Origin of the sequence: Pigmentiphaga litoralis (assembly GCF_048632615.1) — a bacterium.
In the GTDB taxonomy this organism is placed as follows: Bacteria; Pseudomonadota; Gammaproteobacteria; order Burkholderiales; family Burkholderiaceae_B; genus Pigmentiphaga; species Pigmentiphaga litoralis_B.
Genome location: NZ_CP184479.1, coordinates 5,392,492 through 5,410,800 on the forward strand (window position 1 = coordinate 5,392,492; position 18,309 = coordinate 5,410,800).

Below are 18,309 nucleotides of genomic sequence, written 5' to 3' on the forward strand. Positions count from 1 at the left end.
GTGCTCGCTGCCCGCAGCATTCACGATGGCACAGCCTGCACCGGCGGCATCGACACCTGCAAGACGGACGGCGTGTCGCCGCCGCAAGCGATCCCCAGGGTGATCACCTGCGCATCGATCGACGCCGCGCGGGTCGGATCCTCACCGGTGCCGGGGTTGACCGGATAGGCCGGAAAGGCCGATGCCGCGATCGACAGCCGCAGCGACTCGCCCGCGGCCACGGTCACGCAGGTCGACTGCATGGTGATGGTGACAACGGCGTCGGCGGGTCGCGTCCGGCAATGCCGATAGCCATCCGTCAGCGCAATCGCCTGTCCCGATGGCGTGACGCGCGACAGCACGCACGACACGTCGAACGATGGCCGGTCGCTGGTGACGGTCAGCCGTGCGACGACGTCGCCAGCAAGGGTTACAGGGGAGGGCAGGGGTGCGGTCGTAAACGTCAGCACGTCGCCGCGTGCATCGATGCCGGATCGGTCCGCCGGCCCGTTGGGCACGCCGAAGGCCCCGCCAAACGCGGGCACCGGCCGCCAGGGGTCGTGGGCGACGTAGGCGGTGATGGGTGCAGCGGCCGCGGCAGACGGGCCTGCCGCAACGACTGTTGTTACCGGCCAGTGCAGCCCGCCATCCGCCGCGTCGATCGACGCCTTGCCCGTCGTGGACAGCGTCACCTCCACCGGCGCCTCGGGCCAGGCACCGAACTCGCGCCACGACTTGCTGCCCAGGTCGAACAAATGTACGGGCGCCTCCTGATCCACGCCATTGTCCACGTCTTTCAGCCAGCGATCGAACCACCGCACCTGCAATTCATCCATGCCGCCGTCTGCGGCCGGACCGAAGTCCATGCCGCCCACCTTGCGCACCCACGGAAAATGCAGCCACGGTCCGACCACCAGCCGTGCCGGCACGCCGGCATCGGCCACGGCGCGAAAGCCTTCGATGGTGGGTTCCAGGAAGGTGTCGTACCACCCGCCGATGAACAGCATGGGCAGCTTGCGCGCAGCGATCTCCGGCAACCGGGCCGCGGCGGACAGACCGGTCCAGTACGGGTCATCGGCTGGCGTGTCGACCCACCGATGGTAATGGCTGATCTCCCGATGCCGCTCCATGTACGCCGGCCGGGCCTGCACCGTTTCGTACAGCGGCAGCCCACGCGATGCGGCCATCAATTCGGTAAAGGCCTGCGTCATCCCTTCATGCCGCGCCGTGTCGGCCGCCAATTGCGTCGCCCAGCCCAGGGATCCCTGCAGCCGCAATGCGCCATTCACATGGCTCCAGCCTTCGCGGCCCTGCCACGGCCCCATGGCCGGTGCGATGGCTTTCAACGCCGGGCAGTCATCGCCCGCCAGGATCAACTGGTTGAAGGCCTGGTACGAAAATCCATACATCCCGACGGTGCCCGTGGTCCCAGGCAGCTGCGCCGCCCAGGCAATGGTGTCGATGCCGTCTTCGCGCTCATGCTCGCCGATCCGGAAGAAGCCTTCCGACGTGCCCCGGCCACGAAAATCCTGGATCACCACGACATACCCGTGCGCGGCGTACCAGGCAGGATGGGCATAGCAGACGGTCGACGCCACGCCGCGTCCGTACGCCTGCCGCATCAACAGGACGGGATAGGGGCCCCCGGTGGCGGGCTGCCACACATCGGCGTCAAGGCGCACCCCGTCGCGGGTGGTCATGGACAGTGTGCGGGCGGGCAGAACGGGCAGCAGGGACATGGTTGGACGGTGCGATAGGTAAGTGATGAAAAAAAGGCGATCTGGACAAGCTGGGCCGCCCAATGGCAGTAGCGGGGCCTTTACAAGGTAGCCACCCATGGCTTGTGCCGGTCGCCAAGTCGCTGCCGTCGGCGGCTCGCCGACTCCATGACAGCCGCCAGGTGGCCGCTCGTCAGCACGCGCGCCGCGTCAGGCCAGCAATGTTGCCCGCTGTTCCCACGCCCGCAATTTGCCCGGGTTCAACAACCCCTGCGGATCGAAGTCGGCCTTCTTGGCGACTACGGCGGGATTCGGCTTGCCTTGCTTGCCGTCCTCTACCACATACACATGGGGATTGTTGATGTGCACCCCACGGTCGCGGTGCATCTGCATCAGCTCCTGCAGGCGTTCTTCGGTCGAAAAACGGATCAGTTGCAGCCCGCTGCAGTTGATCGCGCCTTCCTTGGTCCGCAGGAATTCCAGATGCATCAGCACTTCGCCGTCCAGTTCGCGGTGGATGTCCTTGATCTGCTGCACATACCGCGTGGGATCGAATGCGCTCTGGATGTAGGTCAGCGACTTGTCGATCTTCATGGCGTGCAGCGTGGTGTGATTCCATGTGAACTCGATCAGGGTCTTGCGCGACTCGATCACTTCGTCAGCCGACTTGCGATAGGTGATGCGGCCGCCGAATGCGTCGAGCAGGCCCAGCATGCCGGGCTCCGATGACTCGGCCAGCACCAGCAGGACGGCGTGGCAGCCATCGGGCAAGTGATCCGCCAGCGCCGTCATGTAGCCGGGAATCGGCGCGGCCAGCAGGCAGATTTCCTTCTTGACCAGCCCTGGCCCGGCCGCGACGGCGGCGGCAAAGTCCACGGCTTCATCAAAGCCGTCGAACACCGCCACGCATTCCATCCAGGACTGCACCGGGGCCAACGCGACTTCCACTTCCAGCACGATGCCATTGGTGCCATAAGCATGATGCAGCAGCATGGCGTCGGCGCCTCGCAGTTCCACAATGCGGGGTTCCGGTTCCACCGTCATCACCTTGATGCCCAGCACGTTCCCGGGCGCGGCCAGCGGGCCATAGGTAATGGACCCGGCGCCGCCGAATCCCCCGCCGAACAGACCGCCCAGCGTGGCGCTGCGAAACGTCGATGGCAGCCAGCGCAATTCCAGGCCTGCCTTGCGGGCGTAGTCGTCGAACTGGGCCAGGCGGATGCCGGCCTGGGCCCGGCCCACCCCATTGCGCGCCCAGCAAAAGCCGTTGTAGCCGCACATGTCCAGCACGACGCCGCCGTGCAGGGGAATGGCCTGGCCGTAGTTGCCCGTGCCGCTGCCACGAATCGTGATGGGGATATTGGCCGTTGCGCAGGCCGATACCAGCTTGCGCAACTCGTCTTCCGTCCTTGGCCGGACCGCAATGTCGGCGCTTTTGTCGGCAAGTTGGCGCTTCAGTACCGGGCTGAACCAGGCGAAGTCCTGCGACAGGCGAGCCACTCGAGAGGCGTCGGTCACCCAGTCCAGATCCGGAAGCAGGGCGGGCAGGGCGGCGGCGGACGCGGTAATCGATGACGGATCGAAAGCGGGCGTAGCGGAGGGCATGGCGGTTCCTGGACGGGCCGGTCATGCGTCCAACCTGGGTTGAGACGTACTGACCGATTGATTTGATCGTTCGGTCAAATTAAGCAATCGCCGTGCCACCCGACGTGACGGCGGTGCGCCCTGAAAAAGTCCCCTACGTCCCGCGCGTCGGTGTGCTACAGCGGTGCAAGGCCGCAACCCAGCAGCACCAGATCGGTGATTTCGCGCACGACCTTTTCACGCGGTAGCGGCAAATCATCGTGCGCCGCATCGGCTGCGGCGCCCTTGTCCGCACCCAGGATCACACGCACCTGCAGCGCGTAATCGGCGTAGTGCTGTGTCATGGCCCAGATATGCATCAGCAGCAGGCGCGCATCCACGGAGCGCAGCTTGCCCTCGGTCACCCAACGCTCGATCAGGTCAATCTTGGATTGCGTCGAGGCCAGCGCCACCGGCCAATAACTGCCAAGATTCGGACCGCCATCCAGCAATTCGCGGGTGAACAGCCGGGACAACATCGGATTGTCCAGTGAGTAGTCGACCTTTTCGCGGATATACCGGACCAGCACCGCGCGCGGGTCGTCCTCCTGGCCTTCCACCACGAACACGTTCGACCAGCCCGCCAGCACGTCCCGCAGCAGTTGCTGATAGAGCTCGTCCTTGCTGGCAATGTAGTAATGCAGTTGTGGCTTGGTCAGGCCGGCGCGCTGTGCGATGGCCTGGGTGGACGCGCCCTTGAACCCGTGCTGACTGAATTCGATGATGGCGGCATCGCGGATCGCGGCCAGGATGCGGGCGCGGCCCGGACGGTTCCGGGTGCGGGGTGTGACGGCGGCAGGCGATTCCATGGGCGGCGGAGTAGGGGGACGAGAGCAGGGGACGAGAGCGGGGTGCGCGGCAGGCATACCGGGAATCGCAGCAAGCGGACGGCCAGCGGCACGGTTCCAGGCACCAAATCGCCCGAAATTTAAGCATGGAAACACCGGCCGCGCGTATGCCACTCGCACACGCATCAGGCCCTATGATGTCGGACCGACGCTTACGTCCTATTCCCGCCAGGAGACCTGCCATGCCGCATTCATCCCTCGCCACCGTCCAGGCGCTCGTGTTCGACGTCTTTGGAACCGTGGTGGATTGGCGAAGCGGCGTGGCTGCCCAGGCGGCGGAGTTCCTGGCAGCCCAGGGCCAGGCATCCGCCGATCCGTACGCGTTCGCCGATGCCTGGCGCAAGCGCTACGCGCCCGCCATGGCCGACGTGCGTAACGGCAAGCGGCCCTTCGTGCGGCTGGACATCCTGCATCGCGAGAACCTGGAAGCCATCTTGCCGGACTTCGGGATCCGCCGCGACGACGTGGCGGAGGACGCGCTCGCCAAACTGAACCTGGCCTGGCATGCGCTGGCACCGTGGCCCGACTCCGTCGCTGGCCTGACTCGTCTGAAAACCCGTTTCATCATCGCACCCCTGTCCAACGGCAATATCCGGCTGATGCTGGACATGGCGAAACAGGGCGGTCTGCCGTGGGATGCCATCCTGGGCGCCGAAGTGGCCCAGGCCTACAAGCCGGCGCCCGAAGCCTACCTGCGCACGGCCGACGTGCTGGGGCTCGACCCCTCGCAAATGTGCCTGGTTGCCGCGCACAACGGCGACCTGGCCGCCGCCCGAGCCTGCGGTTATCGCACCGCCTTCGTCAAACGTCCGACCGAGCATGGCCCGAACCAGACCACAGACCTGGCGGCGACCCAGGACTGGGACGTCATCGTGGATGACTTTGGCGCACTCGCCACCGCGTTCGGGGCCTGACCATGTCCGCCGTCGTCCACGCCGTCCATCTCAGCCCGACCCACAGCTTCAGCAAAGCCACGCAATTCAGCATACGGGTGCTGGCCGGCCTTGGCGTGGAAGGGGATGCGCACATGGGCGTCACCGTCAAACACCGGTACCACGTCAAGCGGGATCCCAACGCGCCGAATCTATGCCAGGTCCACCTGATTCCGGACGAACTCCACGACACCTTGCAGGCCGCGGGCTTTCCTGTTTCCGCCGGGCAGTTGGGCGAAAACATCACCACTCGTGGCATGACCCTGGCGGATCTGCCAGTCGGCACGCAGCTCGCCATCGGCAAGGACGTCGTGCTGGAACTCACGGCCTTGCGCAACCCATGCGTGTGGATCGAGCGATTCATGCCGGGCTTGCTTGCGCAGGTGAAAACGGTGGATGACGATGGCAATGTGGTCCGCAAGGCGGGCGTCATGAGCATCGTGCTGCAAGGTGGCGAGGTCCATGCCGGTGATGCGATCGTCGTGACGCTGCCGCCGTTGCCGCACCGTGCGCTCAAGCCGATCTGAGGGCGCAAACAGATCTTCGCGAAACTCGCATAATGTATATTATGTCAACTCAACGTTATCCAGACACGCCCGATGGCCGCTATTTCGTTGTCCGCGGCCGCCTCTGGCGCAAGTCCAACGCTGCGCTACCTGAAAAAGACCGAGCCGCCCTGGTCAAGCAACTGATGGACGCCCGGCGGGCATTACGCGGCTCGCCCGCCCAGGCGCAAAGCGATGCCGCCCATGCTGCCGTGGACCAGGCCAAGACGGCGCTGGGCGAACGCGGTCCGGTCTGGTGGACGGACGGCGCGCCCGACTACAACCGGAAAATGGTCAAGAACACGCCTTACGCGGACTGGTTCGCAGGACTGACCGCCACGGCGGATTGACGCCCCGATCCGCATTTCTGCTTTGTCGTCCCGGTGCTGGGACCGCGTGCCCTGGCTTCCTATACTCGTGCCAACTCGAAAGGCGCCCTTGGCAGCCGACATAGCCGAGCACAGGAGACCGCATGACCCCACTTCGTTTCACGGCACTCGCCGTGGCCGCCACCGTCGCTACGACCGCACTTCCCGTACACACCGCCCAAGCCGCCGACACCTGGCCCAGCCGTCCGATCCGCCTGGTCGTGCCTTACGCGGCCGGTGGCCCGACCGACGTCATTGCCCGCCTGATCGCCCAGAAAATCGGCCCGTCGCTGGGCCAGGCCGTCGTGGTCGAGAACAAGCCCGGCGCAGGCGGCACGATCGGGGTCGACAACATGGTGCGCGCTGCGGGCGACGGCTACACCATTGCGCTTGCCGCCCCTGGCCCCCTGGCCGGTATGCAGACCTTGATGAAGGTGCCGTACTCCCTGGACGACATCCAGTACCTCACCCTGGTGGCGCGGATTCCGGCGGTGATCGCCGTCAACGGCAAGTCGCCCTATACGTCGTTGAACGATTTGGTGACCGCCGCCAAAGCCAAGCCCGACGCGCTCAACTACAGTTCGGCCGGTGCCGGCACCACGCCGCATATCGGCGCCGAACTCTTCAAGCAGGAAGCCGGCATCCGCATCACGCACGTGCCTTACAAAGGGGCCGCGCCCGCGGTGACCGCAGTACTGAGCAACGAAGTCCAGATGACGATGGTGGACCTGACGCCCGTGTTGCCGCAGGTCGCCACGGGCGGCATGCGGGTACTGGCCATCGCGGGCAAGCAGCGCGCAGCGCAGCTGCCGGATGTGCCGACGACGGCCGAAGCCGGTATGCCAAACGTGTTGATGGACACCAACTACGGCATCATCGCGCCGGTGTCGACGCCGCCTGAGGTGGCGACCAAGTTGCGCAATGCCATCGTGGCTGCCCTGCAGGACCCGGAACTCAAGCAAAGCTTTGCCAAGCAAGGCGCGGATGTGCAGACCTCGACTCCGGCCGAATACCGCGCGCTGATGAAGCAGGAAAACGCCAAGTGGCAAAAGGTGGTGACGCGAGGCAACATCACGCTGGAATGACAGTGCCGAGGGCCGGCTTGTACCTCGGCCCGCTCCCATTGCCCCGCCTGACCACCCAACGCCCTGCCCGCCTACACCCCCAGGATCGCCCATGCCCATCGTTTCGACCGCCATCACCCCGTGCACACAGGGTCTGCACGACGCTCAGTGGAAGTTCGCTCGCGCCAAGGTGCCTCAGCTGCAAGGCTGGATATTGAGCCTGACCGACGATGACGGCAATGTGGGACGCGCCTATGCGCATGCCATCCCGGCGATTTCGACGCATGGGGATGGCGCGCGATCGGCGCTTGAATTCATCACGCCGTCGCTGGTCGGCAGGGACGCCACGGACATCGCAAGCATCATGGAAACCGTTGACGTGCAGCTGGCTTTCCAGCCCAGCGTCAAGGCCGCCGTCGATATGGCCCTGCACGACCTCCTTGCACGCCGCCTGGGCGTGCCGATCTACGTGCTGCTGGGCGGCAAGCTGCGTGACAGCGTCCCGCAGTCACGGATTCTGCCGATCAAGACACCATCGGAAATGGCTGCCATCGCGGCGCGACTGGCCGAAGAAGGCTATGGCCAGCTGAAGTTGAAACTGGCCGGTGACACGTCACTGGATGTGCAGCGCATCGCCGCCGTGCGGGATGCCGTGGGCGATGGCGTCGTCCTGACCTTGGATCCGAATCAGTCGTATCACGCCAAGCAGATGATCAGCGCGTTCAGCAAAATGGAACGTTATGACATCGCGCTGATCGAGCAGCCCGTACCGCAACGGGATTGGGCTGGACTGAAGCTGGTGACCGACACCTTGCCGGTCGCCGTCGAGGCAGACGAAAGCGCCCAGACGCTGGACGATGTCTACCGCCTGGTCACCGACCGCGTGGCCGATGTGATCAATCTGAAAGTGACCAAGCTGGGCGGATTCCGCCGCTTCATGGACGCCGCGCGCATTTGCGATGCGGGCGGCGTCGGTTGCCGGATGGGCGCCGCTTTCGGGCCGGCGTTGATGCAGTCCGCCAGTCTTCAGGCAGCCGTGGCATTGCGCGCCCTGCCCTACGCCTGCGAACTGTCGGAGCATCAACATTTGAAAGACGATCCCTTCACGCCGTTGCCGGTCGTCAAGGGTGTGATTCACCTGCCCGACGGGCCGGGCTGCGGTGTGACCTTCGCCGGTCAGACTTCGTCGTAGTCGCCGCCTCCGTCGTCAAAGAAGCCCGACCCGAAGTCGTCATTGGACGTGTCGTCCGCCGCGACCTGGTCCTTGTTGCCGCCTCCCCAATCCCAGGTGTCGTTGCCATCGTTCGCGGTGGCATCGTTGCCGCCCGCCGCGTCGTTGCCTTGGCTGCTGTCCGCCAACGCGTCAGGCTTGGCGTGTTCCGCCGCGTTCGCGTTGGCCCCATGACTGCCGAACAACCCGCCCAGCAAGTTGCCGAGCATCATGCCGCCGGCTACACCCATGGCCGTTTGTGCGGCACCGGCCAGAAAGCCGCCTCCGCGACCTGAGGCGGGTGCGGCGGACTGCGCCGGCGCCATGCCGCTGCCCGTGGGCGGCGCGGCGCCCAACGGCTGGCCGCTGGGCGTCAGGGTCTGCGACGGTGAGCGTCCGTCGTTGAACGCACTGGCGCCGGCAGCCGATGTGGTCGTCCCGGCCGGCGGGGTGCGGCCAAAGTAGCCCCCGCTTTCTTCCAGGCGGCCGGGCGCCGCGTTAGGCGCCGCATTGGCGGCTCCCTGCCCAGGGCTGAAGCCGCCCGAACCCAGTCGTGCTTCGGCGGCCTTGAGCGCCTGTTCCTGCATCAGGACCGTCTGGGCCAGGTAGTACGCTGCACCCGGCTGCGCGTCGATACGCGCCTGGATATAGGCTTCGGCTTCGGGATCGCGCGCGGCGCCGTTGCGGGCAACGTCTTCCATGCGTGCAAACAACCCCTGGATGGCTTTACGGTCTTCAATGTTCATGACGAACACTCCTACGGTACGTCCCGTCATCCGGACGGGGCGGCATGGATGGGACCGGCCGACAAAGCGGCCGATCCGGCAAGTGATGGACGCAGGGCCAGCCCGGCGTCTCGTCGATATGACCGGCGCCGACGCGGCTTGCTCCAGCCATTTACCGCTGCTTACGCTTGACCCGAGCGACGCAGGCTGAAGGCAGGGCTGTCATCCTCGCCTTGCACCAGCAACACCGGCACGCGGCTGAGGCGCAGGACGCCTTCGGCCACGCTTCCCATCAGCAAGCGCCGGACGCCCCGGCGGCCGTGTGTCCCCATGACGATGATGTCCGCCGACGCCTCGCGCGCGGCCTGGTCGATGGTGACGGCAATGTCGGTCGGGGCGAAAGGCTCTTCGATCAGCCGTTCGCTGTGCGCGACGCCCGCCGTGGCGAGTTCTGCCGCCGCGCGCCGCAGATATTCGCGACCGGCATCCAGCAGCTTCTGGTTGACGGCGGCCGGCTCGAAGTAGCCGAGGTCATAGGCCGCGCCCGCGTCGTCCACGACGTGGACCAGATGCACTTCACACGCAAGCGCCTTGCCGAGCCGGATCGCTTCCTTCAGCGCTAGTGCGGCGGGTGTGCTGCCATCCACAGCAAGCATGATGCGTCGGTACATGGGGTTCTCCTTGCCGGAAACATCGATAGCCGGATTATGCGCGAGGCCGGCCCGGTGTGGCATCGCCATGCAGGACAGAAAGCGCCATGGGACAAACGTGTCCCAGCGCGAAAACGGATGGCTTCGGGTAAGCTCTCGCCACCCTGCTTCCTGGCACTGCCAATGACATCCCGCCCCGCCCTGCCCGCCCGATCGCCAACGTCTTCCGCGCCGCCGTCCGGCGTGACGGAACGCCTGTCGTGGTGGGATCACGCCAGACGGGAATGGCTGCTGTGTATCGCCATCATGCTCGCCCTGGTGCTGGCGGTGGCCGATCCGCAGCCCGGCGAACGGTACCTGGAATGGGTGGACGGTCCGACCCTGGCAGGCTTGTTTGCCCTGCTGGTGGCGACGCAGGCTGTCCGCCGCAGCGGGTATGTGCAGGCGGCCGCGTGGCATCTTACGGACCGGATGACGAGCGTACGCGGTCTTGCGTTGGCTTTGGCGGCGGGCGCTGCGGTGTCGTCGATGCTGCTGACCAACGATGTCAGCTTGTTCCTGCTGGTGCCGCTCACGCTGGCCATCGCCCGGACACTGGACCTGCCCGATCCGGTCCGCCGCCGGATGGTCATCGTGCTGGCATTCGGCGTAAATGCGGGTTCCATGCTGAGCCCGATCGGCAACCCGCAAAATCTCTTGATCTGGCAGTTGTCGGGGGTGGACGCCTGGCACTTCGTGCGGTGGATGCTCCCGGCCTGCGCGGTCAACCTGGCCGCCCTGGCGCTGTTCATCGTGCTGGCGTTTCCGTCAGCCGCCACGCACCAGGCCCCAACGCGTGCCGCGCGCGACGACTCGCCCCGCAAGCCCGGCCTGGCATTGACCGCCGCAGCCATGCTGCTCGCCACCATCGCCCTGCTGCAGGCCGGGCATGCCTATGTGGCCGGACTGGTGGCAGCGATTCTGTTTCTGGTCGTGGACAGGACGTCCGTCAGGCAGGTGGACTGGGCCTTGCTGGCCACCTTCGCCGCGCTGTTCATCGGCTTGGGGCACCTGGCGGATTGGGGGCCGGTCCAGGCCCTGGCACGGCAGGTGGATTGGGCGCATCGCCTCACGTTGTACGCCAGCGGCGCGGCCCTGTCTCAGGTCATCAGCAACGTGCCGGCTACGGTCTTCCTTTCACAGTTCACCAAGGAATGGCAGACCCTGCTGATCGCCGTGAACGTGGGCGGCTACGGCCTGGCCATCGGTTCCATGGCCAATCTGATCGCGCTGCGGCTTGAAGGGTCCAGGCGCATCTGGTGGGACTTCCACGTATACAGCGTGCCGTTTCTCGCGGTCGTAGCTGCCGCAACATATGGGATCGCCGCGGCGGCCTGACACCCGCTATCGCGACGTCGAGACCAGCAGCAGGATCACGCCCACCAGCACCAGGCCGACCCCCAGCCGTTCCCGCCCGGTCGCTGTCTGCGCGAACACCTTGCGCGACACCACCTGCGCGAACAGCACTTCGAGCAGTCCCAACGTGCGCACATTGACCGTGGCCGTCAGCGCAAACGCGATGTACCAGAACTGGGACGCCACCGCACCGACGCAACCTGCCAGCAGCGACGAGCGCCAGGACCGCAGGATGGCCAGCAGCACCTCGCGTTTGAAAATCAGCAGCCAGACGACGAGCATGACGGTTTGCAGGACAAGGCCCGCAACGAGTGTGGACGTGGCCCGAAGCACGAAGGATCCGCTGTCCAGCGCCAGCACCGCGCCGCGAAAACCGACTGAGGACAAAGCAAACCCCGCGCCCGAGGCCATGCCCAGCAATGCCGGCCGCCACCCCGAGCCCGCCAGGGCGGCGCCCTTGCCCTTCAAGGACATAAGCACCACGCCGGTCGTGGCCACGATCACCGCGCACGCGCCCCACACGGACAAGTGATCGCCCAGCACCATGACACCGAACACGGCCACCTGCAACGGTTCGGTCTTGATGTACACGGTCGACAGCGCAAACGAACGCAACTGCATCGTCGCCAGCATCAGCGCGGTAGCGGCAATCTGCGTGACCGCCGCGGCGGCCACGAAGGCAGCAAAGCGCCAGTTGAACGCGGGCAGGCTTTCGCCGCCCACCACCAGCACCAGCACGAGGAAGACCAGAGAAAACGGGAGGCCGTACAGAAAGCGGACCTGCGTGGCGCCAATCGTGCCGAGTGTGTCGGTCAGCCGGTGCTGCATGGTGTTGCGGGCGGTCTGCGCGGCAGCGGCAATGACCGTCGCAGGTATCCAGAGCAGGGTCAGGTCCACGGAACGACACCAGGAAAGCAGAAGGGGCCGATCATACGCGATGACCCTGAAGTCCCACCAGGGTCGGCCTGCCTTGGTACGTGCCGGATACCGTCGTCAACAAGGCGCCCAACCGACCTGCCCAGAATCAATCCTTTCCAGGCCCCGGGGGAGGCCGTTTGGGCACACCGAACAGGGTCAGGGTGTACTCGGTCAACTCGTACCCCAGTTCGGCCGCGATCGCAGCCAGCCGCTTTTCGATATCGGGATCGAAAAACTCCATGACCTCGCCCGTCGCCTGCGACACCAGATGGCCATGGTGCCGCTCGCCGTCATTCAGTTCGTACACCGCCTTGCCACTGCCCAGCTGACTGCGTTTGAGCAGCCCCGCCTGATCGAACTGGGTCAGCACGCGATAGACGGTGGCAAGCCCCAGATCGACGTGGTCCTGCGTCAGGATCCGGTAAACGTCCTCGGCGCTCAGGTGCCGGTGCGAACTGGTCCGGAACACGTCAAGGATCTTCATGCGGGGAAAGGTCACCTTCAGCCCACTGGACTGCAGGTCGATCGGATCGGTACTCATGGGCGCTCCAGACATGCAAGGAATGCTGAGAGAAAGCCAGTCATTGTGCACCCGCCGCGCGGCCCAGCGGACCGCCGTTACACCGCGTCTTTCATTTGGCGGATCCACGGCATTGCCGTTACGCCGGCAAAGACCATCAGGCCCATCACCACCGACCACAGCACCGCATCCAGCCCGCCCCCGACACTATGGACTGCCACGCTGCCGATGCCCGCCACCACGATGACGCGCAGGACGCCTGCCGCGACGGGCCAATGCATGCGGCGCGCACCCTGCGACGCGAAGTACAGCGACAGGCCAATGCCGATCAGACCGTAGAACGGCGCGACGGTTTGCAGGTAACGCACGCCGATCGCGATGGCGTCGGCATCCTGGGTGAAGAGACCTAGCCAGGCATGCGGAAACAGCGCCGCGCCCAGTCCCACGGCTTCCGTCGCGACGGCGGCCACCAGCGCGCCGGTCCACGCGACCTTGCGCGCCCGCTGCCACTGGCCCGCGCCAACGTTCATCCCGACCATCGCCACCAGACCGCTGCCCACGCCGAATACGATCGGGATCTGCAGATATTCCAGCCGGATGCCCAGCCCGAAGCCGGCAAGCGCATGCGTCCCAAGCGGACTGACCAGTGTCGTTGCCACCACTACGGCCAGGTTGGTCGTCAGGTTGTTGATCAGCGCCCAACCGCCGACGCCAAGGATGTCGGCAAAGCCGGCCCAGTGCAGGCGATGGTGCCAACCGAGCTTCAGGCCGCCGGTGCCGCGTACCAGCTTGAACAGCAGGATCGCCGTCGCCAGCACGTAGTACAGCACCAGGGCAAGACCGGCGCCGGCGATGCCCATGCCCGGGATCGGACCCACACCAAAGATCAGGACCGGCGACGTGACCAGCAACACCAGGGTGCCCAGGGTCAGCACCATGGCGGGCAACGCCATGTTGCCCGTACCCCGCAATACGCTGGCCATCAGGTTCGCCACCCACAAGAAAGTGGCGCCCAAAAAATCACGTTGGAATACGTCAGCGCCGCCTTCAGCGCCTCGCCCTGCACTCCCATTGCGGAATACAGCAATGGGCCGCCCACGATCGCCGCGATCGTGAACAGCAGGCCTGCGGCGATCGCCAGCACGAAGGCGTGCAGCGCCAGGGCCTCGGCCTGTTCGTGACGGCCCGCGCCCAATGCGCGCGCAATCGCGGAAGACACGCCACCGCCAATACCGCCCGCCGACATCATTTGCATCAGCATGACGACGGGAAACACCAAGGCCGCGCCCGCCAGGGCATCCACGCCCAGCAGGCCCACGTAATAGCTTTCAAGAAAATTGGCGGCCGCCTGCGCCAGCATCATCAACAGGTTGGGCGCGGCCAGCAGCAGGATGGTGGCGAGGACGGGCCCGTGCAGCAGGCGCTGGGCCCGCATCGCGGCTGCGCCAGGCGGCGTGCCGGTAGCGGGCGACGCACTACCCGGCGCCACCGCGCCCACGCCGGAGGACGACGTCGCCAGTGGACTACGCATGACTGTCGCCAATCAACGACCGCAATGACGCTGCCAGAATGTCGTCCGACAAGGGGCTGCCCCGCGTTGCGCGCGCAAGGGTCAAGGCGCCCACCAGGGTCGCCAGCTGCGCGAGCGCCACGTCGCGGTCGCCATGGGCCGACCGCTCGCCCGTGGCCGCCATCAGCCGCTCGATCATGCCTTCCAGACCCTTCAAGAAGGCGTCCCGCACCGGTTTGCCATCGGGTTCGCGCGCCACGTCGGCGGCCAAGGCGACAGCAGTGCACCCCTGCCCCGCCCGTTCACGGTGATCAGTCGACAAATAGGACGCTACATAACGCGCGAATTGGTCGGCTTCGGGTCCCCAATCCTGGAAGCGCGTCTGCCATTTCAACGCGGATTCTTCGAAAGCACGCTGGCAGGCGATCGTGGCCAGCTCGTCCTTGGACGCGAAGTGGCCATAAAAGCCACCGTGGGTCAGGCCCACCTCAGCCATCAGGTTCGACACGCTGATGCCATTAAGCCCACGTTCGCGGAACAGGCGGGCGGACGCGTCGGCGATGGCCTTGCGGTGGGCGGCGGCCTGTTCCCGGGACACTTTTGCCATGCGGTATCTCCAGCAAAACCCGAGTTTACATTACGACCATCATAAATGCCAGCATGCAACCGGTACAGACACTCACTCCTTCGCGAGGGACACGCGTGTAATATCCCGCCATCTCTGACCGCCCTGCCGCCCTTCCCCGGCGGCGACATTCAATGTCCATCAAAGACCAGCTTTTCGTCCTCAGCCAATATGCGGCGCCGCATGACCTGATCTCGAAAGCGTTTGGCGCCGCATCCGAATGCCGCACGCCCGCCATCAAGAACTGGATGATCACCACGTTCATCCGCAAATACGGCGTGGACATGAACGAGGCCTTTCTTCGGGATCCCCTGGCCTACGACACCTTCAACGCGTTCTTCACCCGCGCACTCAAACACGGCGCGCGGCCGCTTGATGCAACCGAAGGCGCGGTGCTGTGTCCTGCTGACGGCGCGGTCAGCCAGCTGGGCCGGATCGAACAGGGCAACATCTTTCAGGCCAAGGGCCACAGCTTTACCGCGCGCGACCTGCTGGGAGGCGATGCGGGCCGTGCCGCGCCGTTCATGAACGGCCAGTTCGCCACGGTGTATCTGTCGCCGCGGGACTATCACCGCGTGCACATGCCGCTGGCGGGCACCTTGCGCGAAACGATCTATGTGCCAGGGCGGCTGTTTTCGGTCAACCCGGTGACGGCCAGTCAGGTGCCGGGCCTGTTTGCCCGCAATGAACGCCTGGTTTGCATGTTCGACACGGACCTCGGCCCCATGGCCGTGGTGCTGGTGGGCGCGATGATCGTCGGGTCGATGGAAACGGTGTGGGGTGGACGGGTCGCTCCGCACAGCCCCGACGTGGTGGTCAAACGATATAACGTTGACGGCATGACGCCTGTCCGTCTGGACAAGGGCGCGGAGATGGGCCGCTTCCTGCTGGGGTCGACCGTGGTGCTGCTGTTCGGCGCGAACCGCGTCCGCTGGGATCCGAAATTCGCCGCGTTGGTGCCAACGCGCATGGGCGAACGGATGGCGATGCCGTATCCCTGACCGGCGGGCGTTCTGGCCCACCATCGACTCGGACTCAAGGCTTCGTTACCGCTGCCCGGGGCAGCTGCAGCAACAACAACGCCACCGTGCTTGCGCAGGGCGGCGTTGTTTTTTTCAGTGCGGCCATTCAGAACTCAACTGCTCAGGGGACGCCATGATATCCATGCAGACGGCACTGGCTCCCCCAATGATGCATTCGATTCCGCAGCTTAGTAGTACACGTGCTCGCCGCGATTGGCCTTCCATTCCTGTTCGATGAATGCGGCGTCTTCCGCATTCTTCGGACGCACGCCGATCAGGATGCCGCCCTTCTTCACGCCTTCTTCATAGTGGCGGACGCGCTCTTCCGGGATGCCCCAGCCTACCAGCGCGCCCACCAAGCCGCCTGCCGCCGCACCGGCGCCTGCGCCTGCGAATGCCGCCGCGAGCGGACCGGCAACCACGAGGCCCAGACCGGGCAGCACGAGCGATGTGCCAATCGCCGCAACGGCGGCAGCGATCGCACCAATGGTGCCGCCGATGGCGCCACCGACACCGGCGCCCTTGGCTGCCTTATTGCCCAATTCGGTCTCGGCCAGTTCGGTGTTGCCGAAATGCGTGGCGCGGGTGTCGTCGGACATCACGACGTTGATATCGTCGCTGCCGTAGCCGCGAGTGCTGACGGAGTTATAAGCGCGCTCGGCGGATTCGCGGTCGTTGAACAGACCAGTAACGGGACGGGTATCGCTAAACGTATCAGCCATGGTTTTGCCTCTTGTTGTGGGTGTTGGGTAACGGCTGAGTATCCGCAAACGTCGTTCCCGGCCTCGAGACCCCTTGCCAGCAAGCTTTTCCGGAGGACAGGCGGAAGTCCTCGGCAATAATCGCCCACCGGATTTGCAAATCTCTCCAATTCTGCCGATTCGAAGGTACGGACCGTCGCACTTCCGCACTTTGGACATTCCAGCTACAGGTAAACCCGGTATTTGAAGTAACCTCGCGGGCTGCCATCACCCCTCCCCTGCCTTTCATTAATGATCCGCTTCCAGCAAGTCACCCTCATTCGCGGTATCAAGCCGCTGCTCGACAAGGTCGACGTCCTCCTCAATCCGGGTGACAAAATCGGCCTGATCGGGGCCAATGGCGCGGGCAAGTCGAGCCTGTTCGCCCTGTTGCGAGGGGAACTGCATCCGGACCAGGGCGACCTGAGTTTTCCGCCCACCTGGCGCGTCGCCTACGTCGCGCAGGAAACGCCCGCACTGGACCGCTCCGCCATTGACTACGCCATCGACGGCGACGTTGGCCTGCGGGCCCTGGAAGCCCGTCTTGCCCAGCTGGAAAGTGAACCCGATACCGCCGAAAACGGCCTGATGATTGGGGAACTGTACGGCCTGCTGGCCGATGCCGACGCTTATACCGTGCGGTCTCGAGCGGAACAGCTGCTGCTTGGCCTGGGATTCTCGCTGGCGCAGATGGACGAGCCCCTGACGAGCTTTTCGGGCGGCTGGCGGATGCGCCTGAACCTGGCGCAGGCGCTGATGTGCCCATCCGACCTGCTGTTGCTGGACGAGCCGACCAATCACCTGGACCTGGACGCCATTATCTGGCTCGAAGACTGGCTCAAACGGTATCCGGGCACCATGCTGGTCATCTCGCATGACCGCGACTTTCTGGATGAAGTCGTGAATGTGATCGTCCACATCGACGATCGCAAGCTCAAGCGCTACTCGGGCAATTACAGTTCGTTCGAGCGCCAGCGCGCCGCGCAGCTGGTGCTGGCCCAGGGCATGATGGAAAAGCAGCAGCGCCAGCGCGCGCACCTGAAGTCCTTCATCGACCGCTTCTCGGCCCAGGCCAGCAAGGCGCGCCAGGCGCAAAGCCGAATCAAGGCGCTGGCCAAGCTCGAAGAAATTGCCCCGCTGCGACCTCCCGCGGAATTTTCGTTCACCTTTCGCGAGCCCCTGCGCGCGCCGGATCCCCTGTTGATCATGGACGGCGTGCAGGCAGGCTATCGGCTGGGCGAGCCCGACGACGACGCCGTGGCGCACAAGGTGATCATCGACGGCATCAATTTTTCGTTGCAGGGCGGCCAGCGTATCGGCCTTCTGGGCGTGAACGGTGCGGGCAAGTCCACCTTCATCAAGACGATTGCGGGCGAACTGCAGGCCTTGAGCGGCGACACCGTGTTCGGCAAGGGCCTGTCCATCGGCTACTTTGCCCAGCACCAGGTCGAGATGCTTCGCCATGACGAATCGCCGTTGTGGCACATGAACAAGATTGCCCCGACCACGCGCGAGCAGGAACTGCGCAACTTCCTGGGCAGCTTCAACTTTGCGGGCGACATGGCCACCACGTCCATCCGGCCGTTTTCAGGCGGTGAAAAGGCCCGGCTTGCGCTGGCGCTGATCGTGTGGCAGCGGCCAAACCTGTTGCTGCTGGACGAACCGACCAATCACCTGGACCTGGAAACGCGCGAAGCCTTGACGATGGCGCTGGCGCAGTTCGAAGGCACCTTGGTGCTGGTGTCGCACGATCGCCACCTGCTTCGGGCGACGACCGACCAGTTTGTGATCGTAGCCGACGGCGCCGTCAAGCCGTTCGACGGCGATCTGGACGACTACAAGAGCTGGTTGTTCAAGACCAAGCTCGCGGCCAAGGCATCGGCGGCGCTGCAGTAATCGGTCACCCGCCTTGCCTCG

At 65.3% G+C, this 18,309-nt stretch carries 19 protein-coding genes; 8 read left to right on the forward strand and 11 right to left on the reverse strand.

What is annotated here, in order from left to right; all coding sequences use genetic code 11:
• Positions 1–20 precede the first annotated feature (20 nt).
• The 3 genes from ACNANG_RS24960 to ACNANG_RS24970 form a co-directional block, all read right to left on the reverse strand.
• Positions 21–1,718 (reverse strand): CocE/NonD family hydrolase, encoded by a 1,698-nt coding sequence (locus tag ACNANG_RS24960; protein WP_420225309.1) that lies wholly within the window; start codon positions 1,716–1,718, stop codon positions 21–23.
• A gap of 189 nt (positions 1,719–1,907) precedes the next feature.
• Complete coding sequence (locus ACNANG_RS24965; RefSeq protein WP_420225310.1) at positions 1,908–3,302, reverse strand: FAD-binding oxidoreductase; 1,395 nt, start codon at positions 3,300–3,302, stop codon at positions 1,908–1,910.
• Positions 3,303–3,457: 155 nt separating this feature from the next.
• A complete protein-coding gene (locus tag ACNANG_RS24970; RefSeq protein WP_420225311.1) occupies positions 3,458–4,129 on the reverse strand; it encodes a TetR family transcriptional regulator C-terminal domain-containing protein in 672 nt (223 codons plus the stop codon).
• Positions 4,130–4,254: 125 nt separating this feature from the next.
• Here ACNANG_RS24970 and ACNANG_RS24975 point away from each other — a divergent pair, with 125 nt between their 5' ends.
• The 5 genes from ACNANG_RS24975 (at position 4,255) to ACNANG_RS24995 (ending at position 8,269) form a co-directional block, all read left to right on the forward strand.
• Entirely contained in the window at positions 4,255–5,082 is an 828-nt protein-coding gene (locus ACNANG_RS24975; protein WP_420225312.1) for a haloacid dehalogenase type II, read from the forward strand.
• Between the two features lie 2 nt (positions 5,083–5,084).
• Positions 5,085–5,627 carry an MOSC domain-containing protein gene (locus tag ACNANG_RS24980; RefSeq protein ID WP_420225313.1) on the forward strand — a complete coding sequence of 181 codons (543 nt, stop codon included), beginning with the start codon at positions 5,085–5,087 and terminating at the stop codon, positions 5,625–5,627.
• A gap of 41 nt (positions 5,628–5,668) precedes the next feature.
• A complete protein-coding gene (locus ACNANG_RS24985) occupies positions 5,669–5,995 on the forward strand; it encodes a hypothetical protein (RefSeq protein WP_420225314.1) in 327 nt (108 codons plus the stop codon).
• A gap of 122 nt (positions 5,996–6,117) precedes the next feature.
• Entirely contained in the window at positions 6,118–7,098 is a 981-nt protein-coding gene (locus ACNANG_RS24990; RefSeq protein ID WP_420225315.1) for a Bug family tripartite tricarboxylate transporter substrate binding protein, read from the forward strand.
• 91 nt (positions 7,099–7,189) lie between these two features.
• Positions 7,190–8,269, forward strand: a complete 1,080-nt coding sequence (locus tag ACNANG_RS24995; protein ID WP_420225316.1) for a mandelate racemase/muconate lactonizing enzyme family protein — start codon at positions 7,190–7,192, stop codon at positions 8,267–8,269.
• Here the strand turns inward: ACNANG_RS24995 and ACNANG_RS25000 are convergent.
• Together ACNANG_RS25000 and ACNANG_RS25005 are read right to left on the reverse strand one after the other, a co-directional pair.
• Positions 8,254–9,033: a DUF2076 domain-containing protein gene (locus ACNANG_RS25000; RefSeq protein ID WP_420225317.1), complete on the reverse strand. Its 780-nt coding sequence runs from the start codon at positions 9,031–9,033 to the stop codon at positions 8,254–8,256. The genes ACNANG_RS24995 and ACNANG_RS25000 overlap by 16 nt on opposite strands.
• Before the next feature lie 161 nt (positions 9,034–9,194).
• Positions 9,195–9,752: a universal stress protein gene (locus ACNANG_RS25005; protein ID WP_420225318.1), complete on the reverse strand. Its 558-nt coding sequence runs from the start codon at positions 9,750–9,752 to the stop codon at positions 9,195–9,197.
• 93 nt (positions 9,753–9,845) lie between these two features.
• On the opposite strand from ACNANG_RS25005, the gene ACNANG_RS25010 reads away from it, so the two are divergent.
• Positions 9,846–11,039, forward strand: a complete 1,194-nt coding sequence (locus tag ACNANG_RS25010) for an SLC13 family permease (protein WP_420225319.1) — start codon at positions 9,846–9,848, stop codon at positions 11,037–11,039.
• 6 nt (positions 11,040–11,045) lie between these two features.
• Here the strand turns inward: ACNANG_RS25010 and ACNANG_RS25015 are convergent, their stop codons facing one another.
• From ACNANG_RS25015 to ACNANG_RS25035, 5 genes are all read right to left on the reverse strand, one after another.
• Positions 11,046–11,954, reverse strand: a complete 909-nt coding sequence (locus ACNANG_RS25015) for an EamA/RhaT family transporter (RefSeq protein ID WP_420225320.1) — start codon at positions 11,952–11,954, stop codon at positions 11,046–11,048.
• Positions 11,955–12,081: 127 nt separating this feature from the next.
• Complete coding sequence (locus ACNANG_RS25020) at positions 12,082–12,516, reverse strand: transcriptional repressor (protein WP_420225321.1); 435 nt, start codon at positions 12,514–12,516, stop codon at positions 12,082–12,084.
• A 77-nt stretch (positions 12,517–12,593) separates the two neighbouring features.
• Positions 12,594–13,478, reverse strand: coding sequence for an MATE family efflux transporter (locus tag ACNANG_RS25025; RefSeq protein WP_420225322.1), 885 nt, complete (start codon positions 13,476–13,478; stop codon positions 12,594–12,596).
• Positions 13,478–14,026, reverse strand: a complete 549-nt coding sequence (locus ACNANG_RS25030; RefSeq protein ID WP_420225323.1) for an MATE family efflux transporter — start codon at positions 14,024–14,026, stop codon at positions 13,478–13,480. Before ACNANG_RS25030 ends, ACNANG_RS25025 begins: the two co-directional genes overlap by 1 nt.
• Positions 14,019–14,612, reverse strand: coding sequence for a TetR/AcrR family transcriptional regulator (locus ACNANG_RS25035; RefSeq protein ID WP_420225325.1), 594 nt, complete (start codon positions 14,610–14,612; stop codon positions 14,019–14,021). The genes ACNANG_RS25030 and ACNANG_RS25035 overlap by 8 nt, the downstream gene beginning before the upstream one ends.
• 152 nt (positions 14,613–14,764) lie before the next feature.
• On the opposite strand from ACNANG_RS25035, the gene asd reads away from it, so the two are divergent.
• A complete protein-coding gene (gene asd, locus ACNANG_RS25040) occupies positions 14,765–15,631 on the forward strand; it encodes an archaetidylserine decarboxylase (RefSeq protein ID WP_420225327.1) in 867 nt (288 codons plus the stop codon).
• Positions 15,632–15,840: 209 nt separating this feature from the next.
• Here asd and ACNANG_RS25045 read toward each other — a convergent pair whose 3' ends face one another.
• On the reverse strand, positions 15,841–16,374 hold the full coding sequence (locus tag ACNANG_RS25045) for a hypothetical protein (protein ID WP_420225328.1): 534 nt from the start codon (positions 16,372–16,374) through the stop codon (positions 15,841–15,843).
• A gap of 270 nt (positions 16,375–16,644) precedes the next feature.
• Here ACNANG_RS25045 and ACNANG_RS25050 point away from each other — a divergent pair, with 270 nt between their 5' ends.
• Positions 16,645–18,288 (forward strand): ABC-F family ATP-binding cassette domain-containing protein, encoded by a 1,644-nt coding sequence (locus tag ACNANG_RS25050; RefSeq protein WP_420225329.1) that lies wholly within the window; start codon positions 16,645–16,647, stop codon positions 18,286–18,288.
• Positions 18,289–18,309: the final 21 nt, after the last annotated feature.